This is a genomic window from Mycobacterium sp. OAS707, assembly GCF_014873705.1.
In the GTDB taxonomy this organism is placed as follows: domain Bacteria; phylum Actinomycetota; class Actinomycetes; order Mycobacteriales; family Mycobacteriaceae; genus Mycobacterium.
Genome location: NZ_JADBDS010000004.1, coordinates 637,897 through 656,347 on the forward strand (window position 1 = coordinate 637,897; position 18,451 = coordinate 656,347).

The 18,451-nt window shown below is 64.1% G+C and carries 16 protein-coding genes; 14 read left to right on the forward strand and 2 right to left on the reverse strand.

The features are described 5' to 3' along the window. Positions 1-11: 11 nt before the first annotated feature. Complete coding sequence (locus GGC64_RS28225) at positions 12-1,652, reverse strand: GMC family oxidoreductase (RefSeq protein ID WP_192725844.1); 1,641 nt, start codon at positions 1,650-1,652, stop codon at positions 12-14. A 161-nt stretch (positions 1,653-1,813) separates the two neighbouring features. Between GGC64_RS28225 and GGC64_RS28230 the strand changes: the two genes are divergently transcribed. The 14 genes from GGC64_RS28230 to GGC64_RS28295 all read left to right on the forward strand — a co-directional run bounded on the left by GGC64_RS28230 (position 1,814) and on the right by GGC64_RS28295 (position 17,543). Further along, on the forward strand, positions 1,814-3,022 hold the full coding sequence (locus GGC64_RS28230) for an MCE family protein (RefSeq protein ID WP_192725977.1): 1,209 nt from the start codon (positions 1,814-1,816) through the stop codon (positions 3,020-3,022). Further along, the gene (locus GGC64_RS28235; protein WP_192725845.1) at positions 3,019-4,044 is read left to right on the forward strand and encodes an MCE family protein; all 1,026 of its coding nucleotides are present in this window, start codon (positions 3,019-3,021) and stop codon (positions 4,042-4,044) included. The genes GGC64_RS28230 and GGC64_RS28235 overlap by 4 nt, the downstream gene beginning before the upstream one ends. Continuing rightward, positions 4,044-5,126: an MCE family protein gene (locus GGC64_RS28240; RefSeq protein ID WP_192725846.1), complete on the forward strand. Its 1,083-nt coding sequence runs from the start codon at positions 4,044-4,046 to the stop codon at positions 5,124-5,126. The genes GGC64_RS28235 and GGC64_RS28240 overlap by 1 nt, the downstream gene beginning before the upstream one ends. Continuing rightward, positions 5,123-6,427, forward strand: a complete 1,305-nt coding sequence (locus GGC64_RS28245; protein ID WP_192725847.1) for an MCE family protein — start codon at positions 5,123-5,125, stop codon at positions 6,425-6,427. Before GGC64_RS28240 ends, GGC64_RS28245 begins: the two co-directional genes overlap by 4 nt. Positions 6,428-6,474: 47 nt before the next feature. Beyond that, positions 6,475-7,647: an MCE family protein gene (locus GGC64_RS28250; protein ID WP_225952488.1), complete on the forward strand. Its 1,173-nt coding sequence runs from the start codon at positions 6,475-6,477 to the stop codon at positions 7,645-7,647. Next, complete coding sequence (locus GGC64_RS28255) at positions 7,647-9,167, forward strand: MCE family protein (protein ID WP_192725849.1); 1,521 nt, start codon at positions 7,647-7,649, stop codon at positions 9,165-9,167. Before GGC64_RS28250 ends, GGC64_RS28255 begins: the two co-directional genes overlap by 1 nt. Next, positions 9,164-9,703, forward strand: coding sequence for a hypothetical protein (locus GGC64_RS28260; RefSeq protein WP_192725850.1), 540 nt, complete (start codon positions 9,164-9,166; stop codon positions 9,701-9,703). The genes GGC64_RS28255 and GGC64_RS28260 overlap by 4 nt, the downstream gene beginning before the upstream one ends. 11 nt (positions 9,704-9,714) lie before the next feature. Then, a complete protein-coding gene (locus tag GGC64_RS28265) occupies positions 9,715-10,221 on the forward strand; it encodes a DUF302 domain-containing protein (RefSeq protein WP_192725851.1) in 507 nt (168 codons plus the stop codon). 166 nt (positions 10,222-10,387) lie between these two features. After that, positions 10,388-11,266 carry a hypothetical protein gene (locus GGC64_RS28270; protein ID WP_192725852.1) on the forward strand — a complete coding sequence of 293 codons (879 nt, stop codon included), beginning with the start codon at positions 10,388-10,390 and terminating at the stop codon, positions 11,264-11,266. 370 nt (positions 11,267-11,636) lie between these two features. Further along, on the forward strand, positions 11,637-12,260 hold the full coding sequence (locus GGC64_RS28275) for a (2Fe-2S)-binding protein (protein ID WP_225952489.1): 624 nt from the start codon (positions 11,637-11,639) through the stop codon (positions 12,258-12,260). Between the two features lie 3 nt (positions 12,261-12,263). Continuing rightward, positions 12,264-13,241, forward strand: coding sequence for a xanthine dehydrogenase family protein subunit M (locus tag GGC64_RS28280; protein ID WP_192725853.1), 978 nt, complete (start codon positions 12,264-12,266; stop codon positions 13,239-13,241). Next, positions 13,238-15,406 (forward strand): xanthine dehydrogenase family protein molybdopterin-binding subunit, encoded by a 2,169-nt coding sequence (locus GGC64_RS28285; protein WP_192725854.1) that lies wholly within the window; start codon positions 13,238-13,240, stop codon positions 15,404-15,406. Before GGC64_RS28280 ends, GGC64_RS28285 begins: the two co-directional genes overlap by 4 nt. Before the next feature lie 178 nt (positions 15,407-15,584). After that, positions 15,585-16,607 carry a zinc-dependent alcohol dehydrogenase family protein gene (locus GGC64_RS28290; RefSeq protein WP_210083559.1) on the forward strand — a complete coding sequence of 341 codons (1,023 nt, stop codon included), beginning with the start codon at positions 15,585-15,587 and terminating at the stop codon, positions 16,605-16,607. A 36-nt stretch (positions 16,608-16,643) separates the two neighbouring features. Then, a complete protein-coding gene (locus GGC64_RS28295; protein ID WP_192725856.1) occupies positions 16,644-17,543 on the forward strand; it encodes a helix-turn-helix transcriptional regulator in 900 nt (299 codons plus the stop codon). A gap of 15 nt (positions 17,544-17,558) precedes the next feature. On the opposite strand, the gene GGC64_RS28300 is transcribed toward GGC64_RS28295, so the two are convergent. Then, positions 17,559-18,446 (reverse strand): LysR family transcriptional regulator ArgP, encoded by an 888-nt coding sequence (locus tag GGC64_RS28300; protein ID WP_192725857.1) that lies wholly within the window; start codon positions 18,444-18,446, stop codon positions 17,559-17,561. Between the last annotated feature and the right edge of the window lie 5 nt (positions 18,447-18,451).

Below are 18,451 nucleotides of genomic sequence, written 5' to 3' on the forward strand. Positions count from 1 at the left end.
TTCTGAGCGGATCAACCGCCGATGATCAGTTCGGCGGCCCGCTCTCCGATCATCAGCGCCGCGGCATTCGTATTGCCGCCCACGATGCTCGGCATGATCGACGCGTCGGCCACCCGAAGTCCCTCAACCCCCAGCACCCGCAGCGCGGGATCGACGACCGCGCGTTCGTCAGTACCCATCCGACACGTCCCGACTGGGTGATAGACGCCCGAAGCGTTTCGGCGTACGTATTCCACGATGTCGGATCCGCCGCGATCTGCGCCCGGCAGCATTTCACGACCCACCTCCCGTGCGACCGCGGGGTGCGCCGCCGCGTCTTTGACGAGCTCCATGCCGGCCACCAGAGTCGCGAGATCGGCGGGTTCGGCCAAGTAGTTCGGATCTATCAGCGGAGCATCAAACGGATCTGTCGAGGCCAGCCGAAGGGTGCCCCGACTCTCGGGATAAATCATCGTCGGCATGAGCGTCAACGACAGCGACAGATCGGGAGGCAGGTGCAGACCCGGCTCGTCCTGATTCTCGGGGTAACCCATGGGGAGGATGAACATCTGCAAGTCGGGAACGTCGGTGCCCGTGCGGATTCCGCTGTCCACGAACGCCACACCCTCAAACAGGGTGTGCGCCAAAAATGTCGATCGTGGACGAACGGTTTCGCGGACCGCTGCCCGGGCGAAACTCAGCGGTGAGGCGCTGCGCCCGCCGCGCGCTTCATAAGACATCGGCACAAACAAATGGTCGTGCAGATTGTCTCCGACCGGCAGGTCGGCTACCACCTTGATCCCATGCTCACGCAAGTGAGCCGCATGCCCGATACCAGAGAGCATCAGAAGTCGCGGCGTACCAAGCGATCCCGCGCTGATGATGACCTCGCGGCTCGCGCGCGCGGGACCGACCGGTCGCCTGCCGCGGCCTGCAACAATCTCCACACCGACGGCGCGGCCGTTCTCCACCATGATCTGGGTCGCGGTGACGCCGGTCAGTACTCGCAGATTCGGCGGTGCGTCCCACAGGTATCCGCGGTCGGTGCCGACCCTGCGGCCTGCGCGGGCGCTCTGCTGTATCGGCGCCACGCCAGCCTGCTCCGCGCCGTTGTAGTCGTGATTCATCCCCACCTCGGCGGTCGCAGCGAGCGCGGCCATGTAGCTTTCGGTGACACTCGCCAGACCGGTGGCCCGTTCTACGGCGATCGGGCCGTCTCCACCGCGCAGATCGCTGGGACCGTCCTCGAAACTCTCGAGTCGCCGGAAGGCAGGCAGCACCTCGGAAAAGTCCCAGCCCTTCGCTCCATCGGCGGCCCACGCGTCGTAGTTCTGCCGATTACCCCGTACAAACGCCATGCCGTTGATCACGCTGCCGCCGCCGAGTATCCGCCCATGAGACTGGGGAAGCTTGCGGCCGTTCATATTTCGCTGCGGCACGCTGTAAGCGGGCCAGGTGACCAACCGTTGCAGGGCCGTGACGGCGTGGATGGCGCCACTCATCCCGGGAATCGTGACCAACGGGCCACGACGCTGACGTCCCGACTCGATCAGGATCACGGCAGCGCCGGTATCGGCGAGCCGCCGCGCCACGACCGCACCAGCACTACCCGACCCCACGACGACGTAGTCCGCCCGCTCCGGTCCTACCGGATCCAACCGTGCGCGTTTCATTCCGAGACCTCCGTCGACGGGGGTAGCATTTACTTCATAATCTGAAGTACTGTAACTTGCGAGACGCCGATTGAGGCACCCAGGTGGCCGAACACACGTCGCCCTTCGGCGGCGGTTACCTCACTGAATAAGACCAGACGGAGTCCGACGTGAACGACGAGATGGCGCCGCGCCACGCCAAGGCGGAGCGGCCCGATCACCGGCGCTCACTGGCCGGTCTATTGACGGTCGCGGCGATTGTCGGAGTTGTCGCCTTGTGTGTCAGCCTCTTTCGAGGCGACTTCGATCACGGGCTGCCAGTGACAGTTGTCTCACCCCGGGCAGGACTCGTGCTCAACTCGGACGCAAAGGTCAAGTTGCATGGCGTCCAGATCGGTCACGTCACCGCCGTCGACGCGCGCCCTGACGGTCAAGCCGCTATCGAACTGACGCTCGACGAATCTCAGGTGCGCCTCGTCCCGGCGAACGTGCAAGTCGAAATCGCCTCACCTACAGCGTTCGGCGCGAAATCGGTCGAGCTAATGGACCCTGAAAATCCATCGCCACAGCGCATCTCGGCCGGACAAGTGATCCAGGCCCGCCACGTCATGGTCGAAATCAACACCCTGTTCCAGCAACTCACCGCCCTGCTGGACAAAGTTGCGCCCGACAAACTCAACGAAACGCTGACAGCTCTCGGCTCCGCCCTCAGTGGACGCGGCCACGAGATCGGCACGACGATCGATCAATTGGACGCGTTCCTGGCTACAGTCGAACCAGCGCTGCCGGCCCTGAGCCGCGAGTTGGCCGCCGCTCCTACGGTGTTCAACACCTACGCCGACGCGGCGCCGGATCTGGTCACCACGGTCGACAACAGCGCACGGATCAGCCAGACGCTAGTCGACGAGCAGCACAATCTGGATGCGTTCCTGCTCAGCGCCATTGGGCTGGCGCAGGCCGGCACCCCGCTTCTCAGCGAGAATCGACAGTCACTCGCTGATGTCTTACACCTCTTGGTGCCGACCACGGATCTGACCAACGAATACAACCCGGCGCTGAACTGCCAGATCACCGGCATGGCATACATCGCCAAGTGGCCACCCCTGCGCGTCCCCGGCGCCGAGGTCATCGCCGGTCTCACAGCGGGGCAGGAACGCTATCGCTATCCCGGTGACCTTCCGAAGGTGGGAGCCAAAGGCGGCCCACACTGTGAAGATCTGCCGGTGCCATTCCTGAGTCACCCCCGTTGGGTGGTCGCCGACACCGGAAGCAACCCGTGGAAGTACGGCAACCAAAATCTCGTGCTCAACAGCGACGGCCTCAAGCAATGGCTGTTCGGCCCGATCGACGGTCCCCCGCGCAACACCGCCCAGATCGGACAACCGGGGTGAGGCGCCTCGGCCTGACTGCGGTCAAATTCGGTGTCTTCGCCGCCGTCATGGTGGTGCTGACCGCCGGCATGTTCTTGATCTTCGATCAATATCAAACCGGCGCCAAGACAAGGTATTCGGCGATCTTCACCGATGCATCGAGCCTGCGTGCCGGCGCCTCCGTCCGGATGGCCGGCATCCGCATCGGAACGGTCCACAGGGTTTCCCTGCGCGACGACACGAGAGTCGAGGTGGACTTCGACGCAGACCGCGACGTCGTGCTGTCGGTTGGGACCCGCGCCGTGGTGCGCTATCTCAACTTGGTCGGTGACCGATACCTCGAGCTTGTCGACAGCCCTGGGGCAACTGGAGTGCTCCCCGCCGGCGCCCAGATTCCCGTGGAGCGCACCGCAGGCGCACTGGATCTCGACCTGCTGCTGGGAGGGCTCAAACCGGTCATCCAAGGTCTCAATCCCGAAGACGTCAACGCATTGACCTCGTCGTTGATCGCGGTCTTCCAGGATCAGGGCGACACGGTGGAATCCCTGATGTCCAAGAGCGCGTCGTTCGCGAACACGTTGGCCGACAACAGCGCAACCGTCCAAGCCGTCATTGACAACCTCAGCACCACCCTCGCCACACTGTCGAAAGACAGTGATCAGTTCTCCACAACGATCGACCGCCTGCAACGGTTGGCCGAGGGGTTGTCGAAGGACCGCGATCCGATCGGAACGGCCATCGAGTCCCTCAACAGCGGGACCGCTTCACTGGCCGATCTACTCACTGCGGCACGACCTCCGCTCGCGGGCACGGTCGAGCAGCTGAGCCGCTTGGCGCCGCTGCTCGACCAAGACAAGGGACGCTTGGAAACCGCGCTACGAATGGCGCCCGACAACTACAACAAACTGATCCGGACCGGGGCCTACGGCAGCTTTGTGAACTACTACCTCTGTGGGGTCGCCTTCCGGGTCAGCGATCTGCAAGGCCGTACCGCCGTCTTCCCGATGCTCAAACAAGAAGCCGGAAGGTGCGGTGAGCCCTGATGCTCAAATACCGTGGGCCGCGCCTCATCCGGGCAGGATTCGTCGGTCTGGTTCTCATTGCGCTCGTCATCGCGATCGGCCTGCAACCCGAACGGCTGTGGTCGCTGGCGACGCAAGTCACCTATCGAGCCCTGTTCGCCGAAGCCGGCGGACTTGCCGCCGGTAACAAGGTCAAATTGTCCGGGGTCGACATCGGGACAGTGACCGAAGTGAGCCTGCAAGGTCTGCAACCGCTGGTCACCTTCAAAGTCGACGCGACAGTACGACTGGCGTCCGACACCTCGGCGCACATCCGCACCGGCAGCCTGCTCGGCGAGAGAGTGCTCGTGCTCGAATCAGCAGGCCGTGCAAAGTTGCGCCCCTTCGACGTCATCCCGGTCTCCCGGACATCCTCGCCGTACTCGCTGACCGACGCGGTCGGCGACCTGACCAAGAACACCGCATCGACCGACACAGCCACGCTGAACCAGTCGCTGAACACGTTGGCGGCCACCATCGACCAGATCGCCCCTCAATTGGGTCCGACCTTCGACGGCATCACACGGCTGTCGAAAACTTTGAACAGCCGCAACGAGACGCTCCAACAGCTTCTTTCGTCTGCCTCAGACATCACCCAAGTGCTCGCCGACCGCAGCCAGCAGCTCAACCAACTGATACTGAACGCCAACGACTTGGTCGAAGTCCTCGTCGCGCGCCGTCAGGCCATCATCGATCTGCTGGCCAATACAACGACTGTGGCCCAGCAACTCTCGGGCCTCATCCACGACAACGAGCAGAAGCTGGCGCCGACCCTCGACAAACTCAATTCGGTGACCGCGATGCTCGAACACAGCCGCGACAACATAGCCAGGATGCTTCCCGCACTGGCGAAGTTTCAGATAACGCTGGGAGAGACCGTTGCCAACGGTTTCTATTACAACGCCTACGTCCCCGACCTGCTGCCCGGCAATATTCTGCAACCGTTCCTCGACTACGCCTTCGGCTTCCGACGCGGAACCGGTAACGGTAAACCACCCGACAACGCTGGACCGCGCGCAGAATTCCCTTTCCCCCGCAACGGCATTCCGGCACCACCACGATGACCAGGCCACGGATTAGATTGATCACCGCCGGCATGTTGCTCGCGCTGATCACGGGCGCATCGACGTGGCTCATCCATGCGACCACGTTCGCACCCAAGACCATCACGGCGTATTTCACCAACGCCACTTCGATCTATCCAGGTGACGAGGTCCGGGTTTCAGGAGTCAAAGTGGGCACCATCGCCGCCATCACACCCGAGGGCACTCAGTCGAAGGTGACGATGCACGTCGACCGCAGCGTGCCGGTTCCAGAGAACGCCGACGCCGTACTCGTAGCGCCGAACCTGGTGGCCGCGCGCTACATTCAGCTCGTTGCGCCGAGCAGCCCCAGCGCTGCGATAATCGCAGACGGTGCGCAGATACCACTCAATCGCACTGCCGTGCCTGTCGAATGGGACGAAGTCAAACAGCAACTGATGCGCTTGGCGACCGACCTGGGCCCGCGCGGCACGGAGTCGAACACCGCAGCAGCCCGCTTCATCGACAGCGCGGCCGGGGCTATGAACGGCAATGGCGACAAACTACGCCAGACACTCTCCGAGCTCTCGGCGGTGGGACGCATCCTCGCCGGCGGCAGCGGCGACATCGTCAGCACCCTGAGAAACCTGCAAGTCTTCGTCAGCGCCCTCAAGGACAGCAACGTTGCGATCGTCCAATTCCAAGATCGCTTCGCGACGTTGACCAGTGTGCTGAACAACAGCAGGTCAGAGTTGGACGCCGCGCTGACAAACCTCGCATCTGTTGTCGGCGAGGTTCAGACATTCGTCTCAGGCACCCGCGACAAAACCAGCGAACAAGTACTGCGATTGGCCAATGTCACCCAGACCCTCGCAGATCACCGCAAAGACGTCGAACAGGTTCTCCACGTCGCCCCGCATGCCGTGGCCAACACCGTCAACATGTTCGACCCACAGATGGGTTCAGGCGCAGGCGCTTTCGTCCTGACCAACTTCTCCAACCCGATCCAGTTCATCTGCTCCTCGATTGGCGTCGTCGCCAACGTGACCGCAACCGAGACAGCCAAACTGTGCGCCCAGTATCTGGGGCCGGCGCTCGACGCCGTCAATTTCAACATGACACCTGTCCCCTTCAACCCGTTCCTCGCGAAAACGCCACCGCCTGAGGACCTGATCTACACCGAGCCCAACCTGATGCCCGGAGCAAGTGGGCCGACCCCCGGCCCACCCGAAACACCTTCCGCGGTTTCGGCTTACGGGTCGGCGCCCGCTGACTCGCCCAGCCTGCCCGACATGCTGCTGCCGGCCGAACACCCACCAGCGACAGGGCCGCCACCGCCATGACCGCACGCAGAAGACTCCGCCAGCTCATACGAGTCGGCTGCGCTGTCATGCTGACCGCAACCGCCGGCTGCGCGTTTCAGGGAGTCAACTCTTTGCCGCTGCCCGGCGCTGTCGGACGCGGACCGGATGCACACATCTACCACATCGAGATCGCCAATGTGGGTACGCTTGAACCCAATTCACCGGTGATGATCGACGACGTCGTGGTGGGCAGCGTCGCCAAAATGGGAGTCAAAGCCGGCCACGCTGATGTTCAGGTGTCGGTGCGCCCCGACGTTTCGGTAGCCGCCAACGCGATAGCGACCATCGGTCAAACGAGTCTGCTCGGGTCCAGTCACCTGGCCTTGGATCCGCCGCTCGGAGAGCGCCCCACAGGGAGCCTGCCGGCCGGTACGACGCTGGCGCTGAAGCAATCCTCGACCTATCCCTCTACCGAACAGACGCTGGCTTCGGTGTCGGCATTGGTCAATTCCGGTGGTCTCGGTCAGATCGGCGACATCGTCCACAACTTGAATTCGGCGTTGTCCGGACACGAACCTCAGCTCCGCGACCTCCTGCAACGGTTGAACCGACTTGTCGGCACCTTCGATGCGCAGCGCGACGACCTGATCGAGGCCATGCGTGCGCTCGATCGCCTCACGGGAACCTTCGGCGCCCAACGTGAGGTGCTGACGCGGGCGCTGCACACCATCCCCGGCGCACTGGACGTTCTCATCCAACAGCAACCCACATTCATCAGCGCTTTGAGTGGACTTGGAGTTTTCGCCGACACCGCGACTCAGGTGGTCAACGCCACTCAAGCCGACCTTCTCACCAACCTGCACAACCTCGAACCCACGATTTGCAGCCTGGCCAACGTCGGGCCGGATCTTGACAGAGGGCTGGCGCTTGCGTCCAGCTACCCGCTCACGCAGGACTTCGTCGACCGCGCCGTACGCGGGGACTACATCAATTTGTTCGCCACCCTTGATCTGACGGTCAACCGTCTCAAGAGCGGGCTGTTCCTCGGAACCCGTTGGGGGCAAGAGGGATTGACGCTTGTGCCGGCCCCCGGCGATCCGGGCTACAACGCTTACTACACCGACAATCCGCTGGGTGTCGGTGCCAGCCCGCCACCGAATCCCACGGCCATGCCCGAAGGCGCGGGGCCTCCTCCGCCGCTTCCGCCAGGGACGCCCCGACCCGCTCCTGGGGCGACGGGGCCGATGGAGGGCTGCTGATGCTCACCCGGTTCGTGCGCACTCAGCTGATCATCTTCACGACACTGTCGGTGATCGGCATCGTGGTGATGGCCACTGTCTACCTGCAGGTGCCGACGCTGTTGGGCATCGGACGGATCACGGTGACCTTGAACCTGCCCAGTGCCGGCGGTTTGTACCGTTTCAGCAACGTCACCTATCGAGGCAGCCAGGTCGGCAAGGTCGTCGGGATCGTACCCACTGCCCAGGGCGCCACAGCGACCCTCTCACTGGACAGCACGCCACACATACCTGCAGACCTGCAAGCACAGGTCCGCAGCGTCTCGGCGATCGGCGAGCAGTATGTCGAGTTGCGTCCGCGCACGGACTCCGGGCCCTACCTGGCGGACGGTTCGGTGATTCCTGTGCGGGACACCATCATTCCGCAACAGGTCGGCCCGATGCTCGATCAGGTCAGCGCGCTTCTCGGCAGCGTTCCGAAGGACTCGCTGGCTCAGCTTCTCGACCAGTCCTCGCAAGGCCTCGGCGGCGGCGGCTACGACCTCGGATCACTCATCGATTCCTCCTCGCGCGTCGTCGGTGATCTCAGTTCGTCCGCTGAGCAGACCCGTCAGCTTGTCGAAGACAGTGAGCCGCTGCTGGATTCGCAAGTGCAGACATCAGATGCGATCCGCTTATGGACGCACAGCCTTGCCGGTGTCACGTCGCAGCTCACCACGAACGACCCCGACATTCGTGGACTGCTGCAGCGCGGTGCGGCCTCATTCGGTGAGGTGACTCGGCTTTTCGATCAAATCAAGCCGACATTGCCCGTTCTGCTGGCGAATCTCACCTCGGTCGGGCAGGTTGGGGTGACTTATCATGCGTCCCTCGAACAGCTACTGGTGCTGCTGCCGCCACTGACCGCGATGTTCATTGGTGCTGGCCCACACAACAATTACGTCGGCCAGGGCCTCGGCGACTTCCGGCTCACGCAGGGAGATCCGCCACCGTGCACCGTCGGGTACCTGCCTCCAAACCAGTGGAGGTCACCTGCCGACACCAGCCCCACCGAAACCCCCGACGGCTTGTATTGCAAACTGCCACAGGACTCGCCGATAGCTGTACGGGGCGCTCGCAACTACCCCTGTATGGGACATCCCGGCAAGCGCGCGCCGACGGTCGAAGAATGCGACAGCGACACACCGTTCGAGCCGTTGGCTCAACGAGAGCACGCGCTAGGCCCGTATCCGCTCGATCCCAACTTGATCAGCCAAGGTGTTCCACCGGATTCGCGGGTGGACGCCAACGACCGCCTCCACGCACCGACGGAAGGCACACCGCTGCCGTCGCAAGAGACCGTCCCGCCGGATCCTCCTGTTGCTGCGCCGCAGGGTTATTCCGGGCGCAGCGGAGCCGATCGCGACGCACCGGTGGCGTTCGCTCGGTACGACCCCGGCACCGGCAAGTACATGGCGCCCGACGGTCGGGTGTGCGAGCAGCGCGACCTTGTCGCTACAGCGCACCCGCATACCTGGGAGGACATCCTCCTTCCGGAATGAGAATCGCCGGCCATGATCTCGACGGACTCGAGGAGAAACCCATGTTTCTGCCCCGCGTAGCAGCGCTGACAGCTTTGGCAGCCGCCGCGACGTTCGGCCTCGCCACGGCCGGAGTCGGCCACGCTGCGTCGTGCGACCGGCCCATCAACGGCACCTACACCGCCACGTCTGACGGGCAATGGGCGAAGACCCGCGAGGTCTACCACGACGAGGTTTCGGTCGTAACGACGTGGACCGTGACGTCTGACTGCGACGACGTGATGCACTGTGAAGGCAAAGTCATCAGCCAGCAGGGCTGGACCGAAGATCTTCAGTGCCGTGCTGGTCAGTGGTACACCAGCCGTCGGGTCGACGATTGGCAGCCGTGTCCAGACGGCAGCACCACGCCGGGCGACCAGTCTTTCCGCTTCTGGCGCACCGCAGATGACCCCGAAACCTTCGTCGGCTTCGACCGCACCATCGGGCCCAGCGGTGGCTGCGGAGTCAACCTCTGGCTCACTGTCGAGATGCCGTTCCGGCTTACCATCGACACGTAGGGTGACCGGTCATGAGTGAGACGACAGAGACAACGGTGACGATCAGCCGCGTCACCGTAACAAGTGATTGTTCGTTCGATGACGTGGTAGCCGCCGTCTACGCGGGTCTTGGGCGGGTCGGCAATTTTGCTGCGACCGTGGCGGATTGGCGCAGCGCAGCCGACCGCGAATCCTTCGATGCCGCGGTGCAACCACTCACCGGTTCCAGTGGTCTGATCGAGTTCCTCAGCCTCGACCACGGTGAGGTCGTGACCCTTCGCTATCCCGATCGTGGCTATCGACTGCTGCGGATCATCGCCGGTAACCCGGTCACCATGAGCACGATGACCGTGACGACGCCCGATGCCGGTTCATACGCGCCGGTGACCATTCTGATCGCAGAACGTGCGCACGGTGTCACGCTGTCTTACGACCGCGTCGCCAGCGCGATCGCGCCTTACGGTAGCGCGGAGGCATCCGCCGTAGCCGAGTCCCTCGACGATGCGGTACTGAGGCTTCTGCACGACGCAGCCGGCTAGCCGTCGCGCACCGAATCACCCGTTGGCTGAGGCGAATTCAAGCGCTAGTTGTCGTCGAACATCGAAAAGATGGCGGAGCCGAGGATCCCGCCGAGTCCCCAAGCGATGAATCCTCTTGCCACCTGGCTGTTGCGCAGGCATGCCGTTGGCAATCACTCGCAGGACCATGCCAACCAAATCGATCGATACCGTCGACACGCGCTGCGGACCGTGGAATCATTTGCTGGTGGACGAGGACGACCCCGAGAAGCGAATCTCCGAGCTGGAGCGCCGGCTGTCCGACTCGCAAGGCGTCGAGCCGCCGCCGATGCCCCAACCGCAGTCCAGTTGGCCGCAGGCCGCCCAGCCCCAACCCGGCTTTTCTTCGCAGCCGCAGGGCTATCCGGGCCTCGGCCAGGGGCCGCAGCCATTTCCGCCACCACCGTCGGTGAGCCCCACCGGCGGCCAGTTCGGCAGTTGGCCCTCCTCATTTCCATCGCCTACACCCGGCTACCAAGACGCACCCCAGTTCGGACGCAGGCCGTGGCAACGGGGCCGCTATCTGGTCTGGATATTGGTGGTGCCGCTGCTGGTGCTCTGGCCAATCGTCAAAAACCCGGTCATGGGGTTCGTTCAGGGCACTGTCGATCACGAGAGCTCAGCGGGCCAGAGCACGACGCAGCCCCTCGCGAGGAGCGCGCTCGGCACGCCGGCGGCCTGCAAGCTGTTCACCATCGACATTGCCAAGCCGGTCCTCGGGCCCGACACACACGTCACGCAGAACACGTCCGGAATCTGCATGTACAAGAGTTCGCAAGGATTCGGCAGCGTTGAGATCAGCGACTGGCCGTCGACGAAACCGTCTGGGCCCGACCTGCGACCGGTGCAGGGTCTCGGTGATGAGGCCGTCTTTTCCGGCGACGAGCTGTACGTCAAAAAGGGCCCGGCCGGCCTGAAGATATCGCTGTCAGATGGGCCCTTCTCGCCTGGTACCTCGGATGACTTCGAGGCCAAGCGCGACGATGCCGAAAAAGCCATCGCTCAGCAGATGCTGGCGAAGCTCTGACCCTCGCCGCGGTGAGGCCCTAACGACCTGCCAGTGGGCAGCACTGCGGCGGTGACTTTCTCGACGAGCGGGCCATCCAGGACGGCGAAATATCTTGCGCACCAACATGTCCTGAGATCGGGTGACGTTCGGTGAACATACCGGTGCTAGGCAACGGAATCGATTGCCATGGGGGGTACTGGCAATACACGTCTCAGCAGGGCCTCCCTCATCGCAGGATTTGATGATTACGTGTGGAACCACGGTGCGTGCCATTCCACCTACAGCCCGGGTTTGCCCGGCACGCCGAGTCGCAGGCACTGATCGCTGACGAGGTCGTGACCCGCTGTGCTTCACCCGCCGCCGAGACCCCACGACCGGAGGAAGCAACATGAGCGATGACATCGACGCGCCGCGCTCGGACACCGAATCGTTGCGGATGAAGCGCCGCACGTTTGTCGGGGCTTCGGTTGCGCTTGGCGGTGCGGTCGCCGCGTTCGGCCTGCTCGAGGGATGTAGCGACGACGGCGCCGACGAGGCGAAGACCTCGACCGTGGTGCGATTGCGGATCAACGGCGAAGACCGGGAGGTCACTGTCGACAACCGCACTTCCGTTCTGGACATGCTGCGCGAGCAGGTGGGTCTTACTGGCACCAAGAAGGGCTGCGACCAAGGCGCCTGTGGTGCGTGCACCGTCATGGTCAACGGCCAACGCGTGGTGTCCTGTCTGACCCTGGCGGTGCAGGCGGACGGCGCAGAGATCACCACCATCGAGGGGCTGGAGCAGGGCGGCAGATTGCATCCGCTGCAACAGGCGTTCATCGACGAGGACGGATTTCAGTGCGGGTATTGCACCGCCGGACAAATCATCTCCGGGATCGGTTGCATCCGCGAGGGCCACACCGGGTCACCGGAGGAGATTCGCGAGTGGATGAGCGGCAATATCTGCCGTTGCGGTGCCTACACCAACATAGTCACGGCCATATCCCGTGTCGCCCAGCAAGGCGGTGCGTAGACGATGCACACATTTGAATTCAATAGGGCCGCTGATGAATCCGCAGCGCTGGAGGCCGGTGCCGCCGGTGCCCGCTACCTCGCAGGTGGTACCACCTTGGTGGATCTGATGCGCCAGAACGTCGAACGGCCAGGGCGTGTGATTGACATCAACGGCCTGCCACATCGCGATATCGATATCAACCCGGCACGACTGCGAATAGGCGCGCTGGTGCGCATGTCCGATCTTGCGGCCAATCACGATGTACGCCAACAGTTTCCCGTCGTCACGCAAGCCCTCGAGCTCAGCGCTTCGGCTCAGCTACGCAACATGGCCTCGATAGGCGGCAACCTGATGCAGCGGCCCCGTTGCTTGTATTTCCGCGACGTCTCGGCCTCCTGTAACCGTCGCACTCCGGGTACGGGATGCGGCGCGATCGATGGCCGCAACCGCACCCACGCCATCTTTGGTACCAGTGATCAGTGCGTGGCAACTCACCCTTCCGACCTCGCGGTCGCGCTCACCGCGCTTGACGCGACGGTGTACGTCAAGGACAGCGACGGCGAGCACCCGATCCGGATCGGCGATTTCTTTCGCCAGCCCGGCAATACGCCGGATCAGGAGCACAATCTGCGTCCCGGACAGCTCATCACCGCCGTGGAAGTCCCCGTGCGGCCCTACACCCGCCGCTCCGGCTACCTCAAGGTGCGCGACCGACAGTCCTACGAATTCGCCCTGTGCTCAGCGGCGGTCGCCCTCGAAGTGTCCGGCGGGGTCGTGCGCACAGCCCGCGTCGCCGTCGGCGGCGTGGGTACGGTGCCGTGGCGGTTGACCAATGTCGAGCATCGCTTGATCGGGCGTCCCGTCAGTGCTGAGCTGTGGACCGACGCGGCCTCGGTTGCCGCCGACGGGGCAAAACCCCTGTCGGAGAACGGGTTCAAACTACAATTGCTCGAGAACACCGTGGCGCGTCAGCTCGCGACCGTAGCGGGCCTGCCATGACGCGGCCACTTACTGCCGCCACGCCGTCGGCCGGCCAGCCCGTCACCCGCGTCGACGGTCGCCTCAAGGTCACCGGCACCGCCCGCTATGCCGCCGACAACCCGGTAGCCGATCTCGTTCACGCCGTACTGGTCTGCAGCATCGTCTCTCGCGGGACCATCGAGGGAATCGACACCAAGGCCGCGCTGGATCACCCCGGCGCGCTTCGGGTATTGACCGACTTCGCCGGCGTCACACTGCCCTTCGATATCCGGCGTGTTTCGTTCTTCGGCCAGCCCGTCGCGATCGCCATTGCCGACACCCTGGACGCCGCGATTCACGCGGCAAATGTCGTGCAGGTGCGCTATCGCACCGAGTCACCGCTCACCGACTTGGACGGTGCCGGGGCCAAACAGGAACCCAGCACCATCGGCCCCGACTACTCCAGGGGCGACGCCGAGGCTGTATTGCGTACCGCTGCGGTCAAAGTGGACGCCACCTACTCGATTGCTCGCAACTATCACAATCCAATGGAAATCCCGGCGACGATCGCGCAGTGGGACGGCGACCGGTTGACGGTGTGGGACAAGGTGCAAGGCGTCAACCTCGCACAGGAGGCCTACAGCAAGGCGTTCGGCATCCCCGTGGACTCCGTCCGCGTCATCTCGCCGTTCGTCGGCGGCGCATTCGGCAGCGCCGGAGAAACCTGGCCCCACCAATTGCTCGCCGCGTTCGCCGCCCGCCAGATGCGCCGCGCGGTCAAGCTTTCCCTCACCCGGCCCCAGATGTATGCCGCGATCGGCTACCGGCCCGCCAGCCGGCAACGGCTGGCAATCGCCGCCGACCCGACCGGCCGCTTCACCGCCACCATCCATGAAAGCCGGGTGGAGATCTCGCGCTACCCCGGCTTCGAAGACCCGATCACCGAGGGCACGCGACTGCTGTATCGCTCCCCGGCGTTCCGCGCTTCGGCGCGCATCGTCCCGCTCGACATCAGCTCCCCCACCTACATGCGCGGACCCGGCGCGGTGACTGGCGCGTTCGCCTTGGAAAGTGCCATCGACGAACTCGCCCATCAAATCGGCATGGATCCCATCGAGATTCGGCTGCGCAACGAACCCGACCGCGACGACAGCACCGGCACTCCGTTTTCCACTCGACGGCTCACCGACTGTTTCCGCCGGGGCGCCGACACCTTCGGCTGGTCGCGGCGCAACCCCACACCCGGAGTCACCCGCGAGGGAGACCTCCTCATCGGCATGGGTACCGCCGGGGCGATCTACCACGTCGTGCGATCGGAATCGTCGGCCTCGGCGCGGATCAACGCCGACGGCACCGCGGAGGTGTTCGCCGCCGCCAGCGATATCGGCCCGGGCACCTACACATCGATGACTCAAATGGTCGCCGATGGTCTCGGCCTGCCGCTGAACAGAGTGCGTTTTTCCTTGGGCGACAGCCGCTTCCCGAAGGCCGCCACCCAGTACGGCTCGCAAACCATGCTCAGTGTCGGCAACAGCATGGCGCTGACCGCCGCCATGTTGCGGGACCGGTTCATTCGCACTGCCGTCGTCGATCCCGGTTCCCCTCTGAACGGGTTGCGACCCGAGGAAATCGCAATCACGGACGGGCGCATGCACGCGCGCACCGATCCGGGGCGCGGCGAAAGCTACCAAGACCTGTTGCGACGCCGCGGCTGGACCAACCTCGAAGCGACGAATACCTACACCCCTGACGATGCCAAGACCCGCTACTCGATGCATTCCTACGGAGCGGTGTTCGCCGAGGTCGCCGTCGACCCGCTACTGGGCACCGTGCGAATCCGACGCATCTACGCGCTTTATGACGCCGGGCGCATCATCAATCCCAAACTGGCCCACAGCCAAGCCATCGGCGGCATGACCCAAGGTATCGGAATGGCGCTTCTCGAGCACAGCGAAATCGACCACCGCGACGGACGCCTCGTCAACGCCAACCTGTCCGATTATCTGGTGCCCGTCAACGCCGACGTGCCCGCACTCGACGCCGCATTTCTGCCCGCTGAAGACACCATCGCCGGCCCGATCGGGGTCAAAGGCCTCGGCGAGGTGGTCATGGTCGGCATCCCGGCCGCCATCGCCAACGCCGTCTTCAACGCCACCGGAAAACGCATCAGGGATCTACCGATCACCATCGAAAAACTGCTGTGATCAACGGGAGGTGCAAGATCACAGCAGACGAGTCCGGAGCGACTCTCAGAGGCGGGCCTCCCCCTTGCCCGACGCAGGGGGGCCCTATCGCGGCCTCCCAGGAACACGTGGAAAAGGGTTTCATGGCTGAAAGGAGCGACGACGCTGAAATCAGCCGCACAGGAAGGAGATCGCACCAGTGCGTGGAGTAGTCATGTACACCGCCGGCGACGTGCGTGTGGAGGAACGCGAGGATCCGAAGCTCATCGAGCCGACCGACGCGATCGTCCGGCTCACCGCGACATGTATCTGTGGGTCGGACCTGTGGCCCTACCGGGGTGTTGAACCGGCTGACCACCAGGTGATGGGGCACGAGTACGTCGGCGTTGTCGAGGAGATCGGCGCGGATGTGAGAAACGTCAAGATCGGTGACTTCGTCGTCGGGTCGTTCGTCATCTCCGACAACACCTGCCAGATCTGCCGTTCGGGCTACCAATCCAAATGTGTGAACGGTGAATTCGTGGCGCAGACGATCGGCACCCAATCCGATAAGGCCCGCATTCCGTATGCGGACGGCACGCTTGTCCCGACGCCGGGGCAACCGGACGCGGAGTTGATCCCGTCACTGCTCGCGGCCTCCGACGTGCTCGGCACGGGCTGGTTCGGTGCTGTTGCCGCCGAGGCGGGTCCGGGTAAGACCGTCGCTGTCGTCGGTGACGGCGCCGTGGGACTCATGGGCATCCTGGCCGCCAAACAGCTTGGGGCCGAGCGAATTATCGCGATGTCGCGCCACCCCGAACGCCAGGAGCTCGCCCGCTTCTACGGCGCGACGGACATCGTGGAGGAGCGCGGCGACGAGGGCGTTGCGAAGATCAAGAAGCTGACAAACGGGCTGGGCGCGCACAGTGTGATCGAGGCCGTCGGCACTCAAGAGTCAACCATGCAGGCGATCGGCGCCACGCGTCCCGGGGGGCACCTGGGTTTCGTCGGCTTGAACTACGACGTCTCGATCCCCGGCATCGATCTGTTCTTCGCCGGCATCCATGTGCACGGCGGCCCGGCGCCGGTGCGTCGGTTCCTGCCCGACCTGATCCAGCTCATCTGGGACCGCAAAATCAACCCCGGCAAGGTCTTTGACCTCACCGTGCCCCTCGACGAGGCCCCGGAAGGTTACAAAGCGATGGACGAGCGTCGCGCCACCAAGGTGTTGTTGACCATCTAAGCCGCGTAGGCCGCCACACGCATACCGTAGGAAGTTATGAGCAGCAAAGACGAGGTGCGGGAATTTCTGATCTCGCGGCGCGCGAACGTCACGCCCGAGCAGGCCGGACTTCCCGGCGGTGGCAGTCAGCGGCGAGTGCCGGGGCTGCGGCGCGCGGAAGTCGCCGTGCTGGCCGGCGTCAGCGTCGACTATTACACCCGGCTTGAGCGCGGCAACATCCACGGAGCATCGGAGAGCGTGCTCGAGGCGATCGCCCGCGCACTGCAACTCGACGACGTCGAGCGTGCGCACCTTTTCGACCTGGCCCGCGGCGCCACCGCCCCTGGCGCCGCACGCGGCCGCAGACCCGTGGCAGCAACGGTGCGGGCCTCGGTACAGCAGGTGCTGGACAACATGTACCTCCCTGCGTTCGTCACCAACGCCCAGCAAGGTCTCATCGCCTCCAACCTCATGGGCAGGGCGATGTTCGCCCCGATTTTCGAAACCGGCAAACCGAATCTGGCCCGGTTCATCTTCCTCGATTCACGCGCGAAGGAGTTCTACGCCGACTGGCCGCTGGCCTGCCGGCTCACCGCGGCGATGCTTCGGTTCGAAGCCGGCCGCGACCCGCTCAACAAAGACATCACCGTGCTGATCGGGGAGCTCTCCACTCGAAGTCCGCAGTTCCGCACCAACTGGGCCGAACTAGACGTTCACGAGCACCGCACCGGCCGAAAGGTTTACAGACACCCCGACGTCGGTGAGCTTGAGCTCAGCTACGACGTCTTCGAACTGCCCGGTGAACCCGGACTGTCGATTGTTACGTTCAGCGCACAAGAAGGCACCCCGTCGGCCGACAAGCTCGCCTTGCTGGCGAGCCTGGCCGCAGCCCGAGAATTCGGCTCGGACCACCGAGTACCTCATGGCGACAGTCCCCCGCGCATGTCGAACAACTGACGCATGTCGCACTCGTTAGCGCGCTTTGCGCAGGGTCGATGCTGCCGCGCTGACGGCGTCGGTGATCCGCTCAACGATCGGGCTGTCGAGTTTCCAGCACTGCCAGTACAGCGGCACATCGAGGTGCGCATCGCTCACCCGCACGAAGGAACCTTCGCGCAGCCGGGGTTCGGCCAGGCTGTCGGGGAACATCCCCCAACCGAGACCGGTGTGCACTGCCGCACCGAAGCCCTCCGCAGTCGGGATGAAATGCTGTGGTCTGGCAACGTCACGGCGAAAGACCTTACGCACCAACATATCCTGCAAGGCGTCGTCGCGATTCCACGCCAACGACGGCGCCGCAGCCACCGCTTGCGCGGTGAAACCATCCGGTAGATACCGCTTCACGTATTCGCGGCTGGCCATCGGCACGTATCGCATCACCCCTAGTGGCTGCACCCGACAACCCGAGACTGGATGGCGCTCGGTGGTCACGGCCCCCATCACCACACCTTCGCGTAGCAACCGTGTCGAGTGGTCCTGATCCTCGATGCGGATATCGAGCACGACGCCGTCCAACTCGGTGAACACGCCGGTGAACCACGTCGACATCGAATCAGCGTTGACCGCCAACGCGATTCGCGCCGCCACCCCCTTGCCACCGCCCATCTCTGCCAGCGCCTCGGCCTCCAACAACGCGGTCTGCGCAGCCAGGCGCAGCAGCGGAACACCGGCAGCCGTTGCCGTACACGGCTTTTCCCGAACCACCAGCACCTGGCCCACCCGCTGCTCGAGCGCCTTGATCCGCTGGCTCACCGCCGACGGCGTCACATGCAACCGTTCTGCCGCCGCATCGAAACTGCCGAGCTCAATCACCGCGGCAAACGCCGCAAGCTGCTGACCGTCCACCTCCACATTAGTCATTCTAA

What these genes read in the sequence shown, in the direction of transcription:
- GGC64_RS28225 (WP_192725844.1), bottom strand. Translation starts at nt 1,652, where the DNA reads ATGAAACGCGCACGGTTGGATCCGGTAGGACCGGAGCGGGCGGACTAC.
- GGC64_RS28230 (WP_192725977.1), top strand. Translation starts at nt 1,814, where the DNA reads ATGGCGCCGCGCCACGCCAAGGCGGAGCGGCCCGATCACCGGCGCTCA.
- GGC64_RS28240 (WP_192725846.1), top strand. Translation starts at nt 4,044, where the DNA reads ATGCTCAAATACCGTGGGCCGCGCCTCATCCGGGCAGGATTCGTCGGT.
- GGC64_RS28245 (WP_192725847.1), top strand. Translation starts at nt 5,123, where the DNA reads ATGACCAGGCCACGGATTAGATTGATCACCGCCGGCATGTTGCTCGCG.
- GGC64_RS28250 (WP_225952488.1), top strand. Translation starts at nt 6,475, where the DNA reads ATGCTGACCGCAACCGCCGGCTGCGCGTTTCAGGGAGTCAACTCTTTG.
- GGC64_RS28255 (WP_192725849.1), top strand. Translation starts at nt 7,647, where the DNA reads ATGCTCACCCGGTTCGTGCGCACTCAGCTGATCATCTTCACGACACTG.
- GGC64_RS28260 (WP_192725850.1), top strand. Translation starts at nt 9,164, where the DNA reads ATGAGAATCGCCGGCCATGATCTCGACGGACTCGAGGAGAAACCCATG.
- GGC64_RS28265 (WP_192725851.1), top strand. Translation starts at nt 9,715, where the DNA reads ATGAGTGAGACGACAGAGACAACGGTGACGATCAGCCGCGTCACCGTA.
- GGC64_RS28270 (WP_192725852.1), top strand. Translation starts at nt 10,388, where the DNA reads ATGCCAACCAAATCGATCGATACCGTCGACACGCGCTGCGGACCGTGG.
- GGC64_RS28275 (WP_225952489.1), top strand. Translation starts at nt 11,637, where the DNA reads ATGAGCGATGACATCGACGCGCCGCGCTCGGACACCGAATCGTTGCGG.
- GGC64_RS28280 (WP_192725853.1), top strand. Translation starts at nt 12,264, where the DNA reads ATGCACACATTTGAATTCAATAGGGCCGCTGATGAATCCGCAGCGCTG.
- GGC64_RS28285 (WP_192725854.1), top strand. Translation starts at nt 13,238, where the DNA reads ATGACGCGGCCACTTACTGCCGCCACGCCGTCGGCCGGCCAGCCCGTC.
- GGC64_RS28295 (WP_192725856.1), top strand. Translation starts at nt 16,644, where the DNA reads ATGAGCAGCAAAGACGAGGTGCGGGAATTTCTGATCTCGCGGCGCGCG.
- GGC64_RS28300 (WP_192725857.1), bottom strand. Translation starts at nt 18,446, where the DNA reads ATGACTAATGTGGAGGTGGACGGTCAGCAGCTTGCGGCGTTTGCCGCG.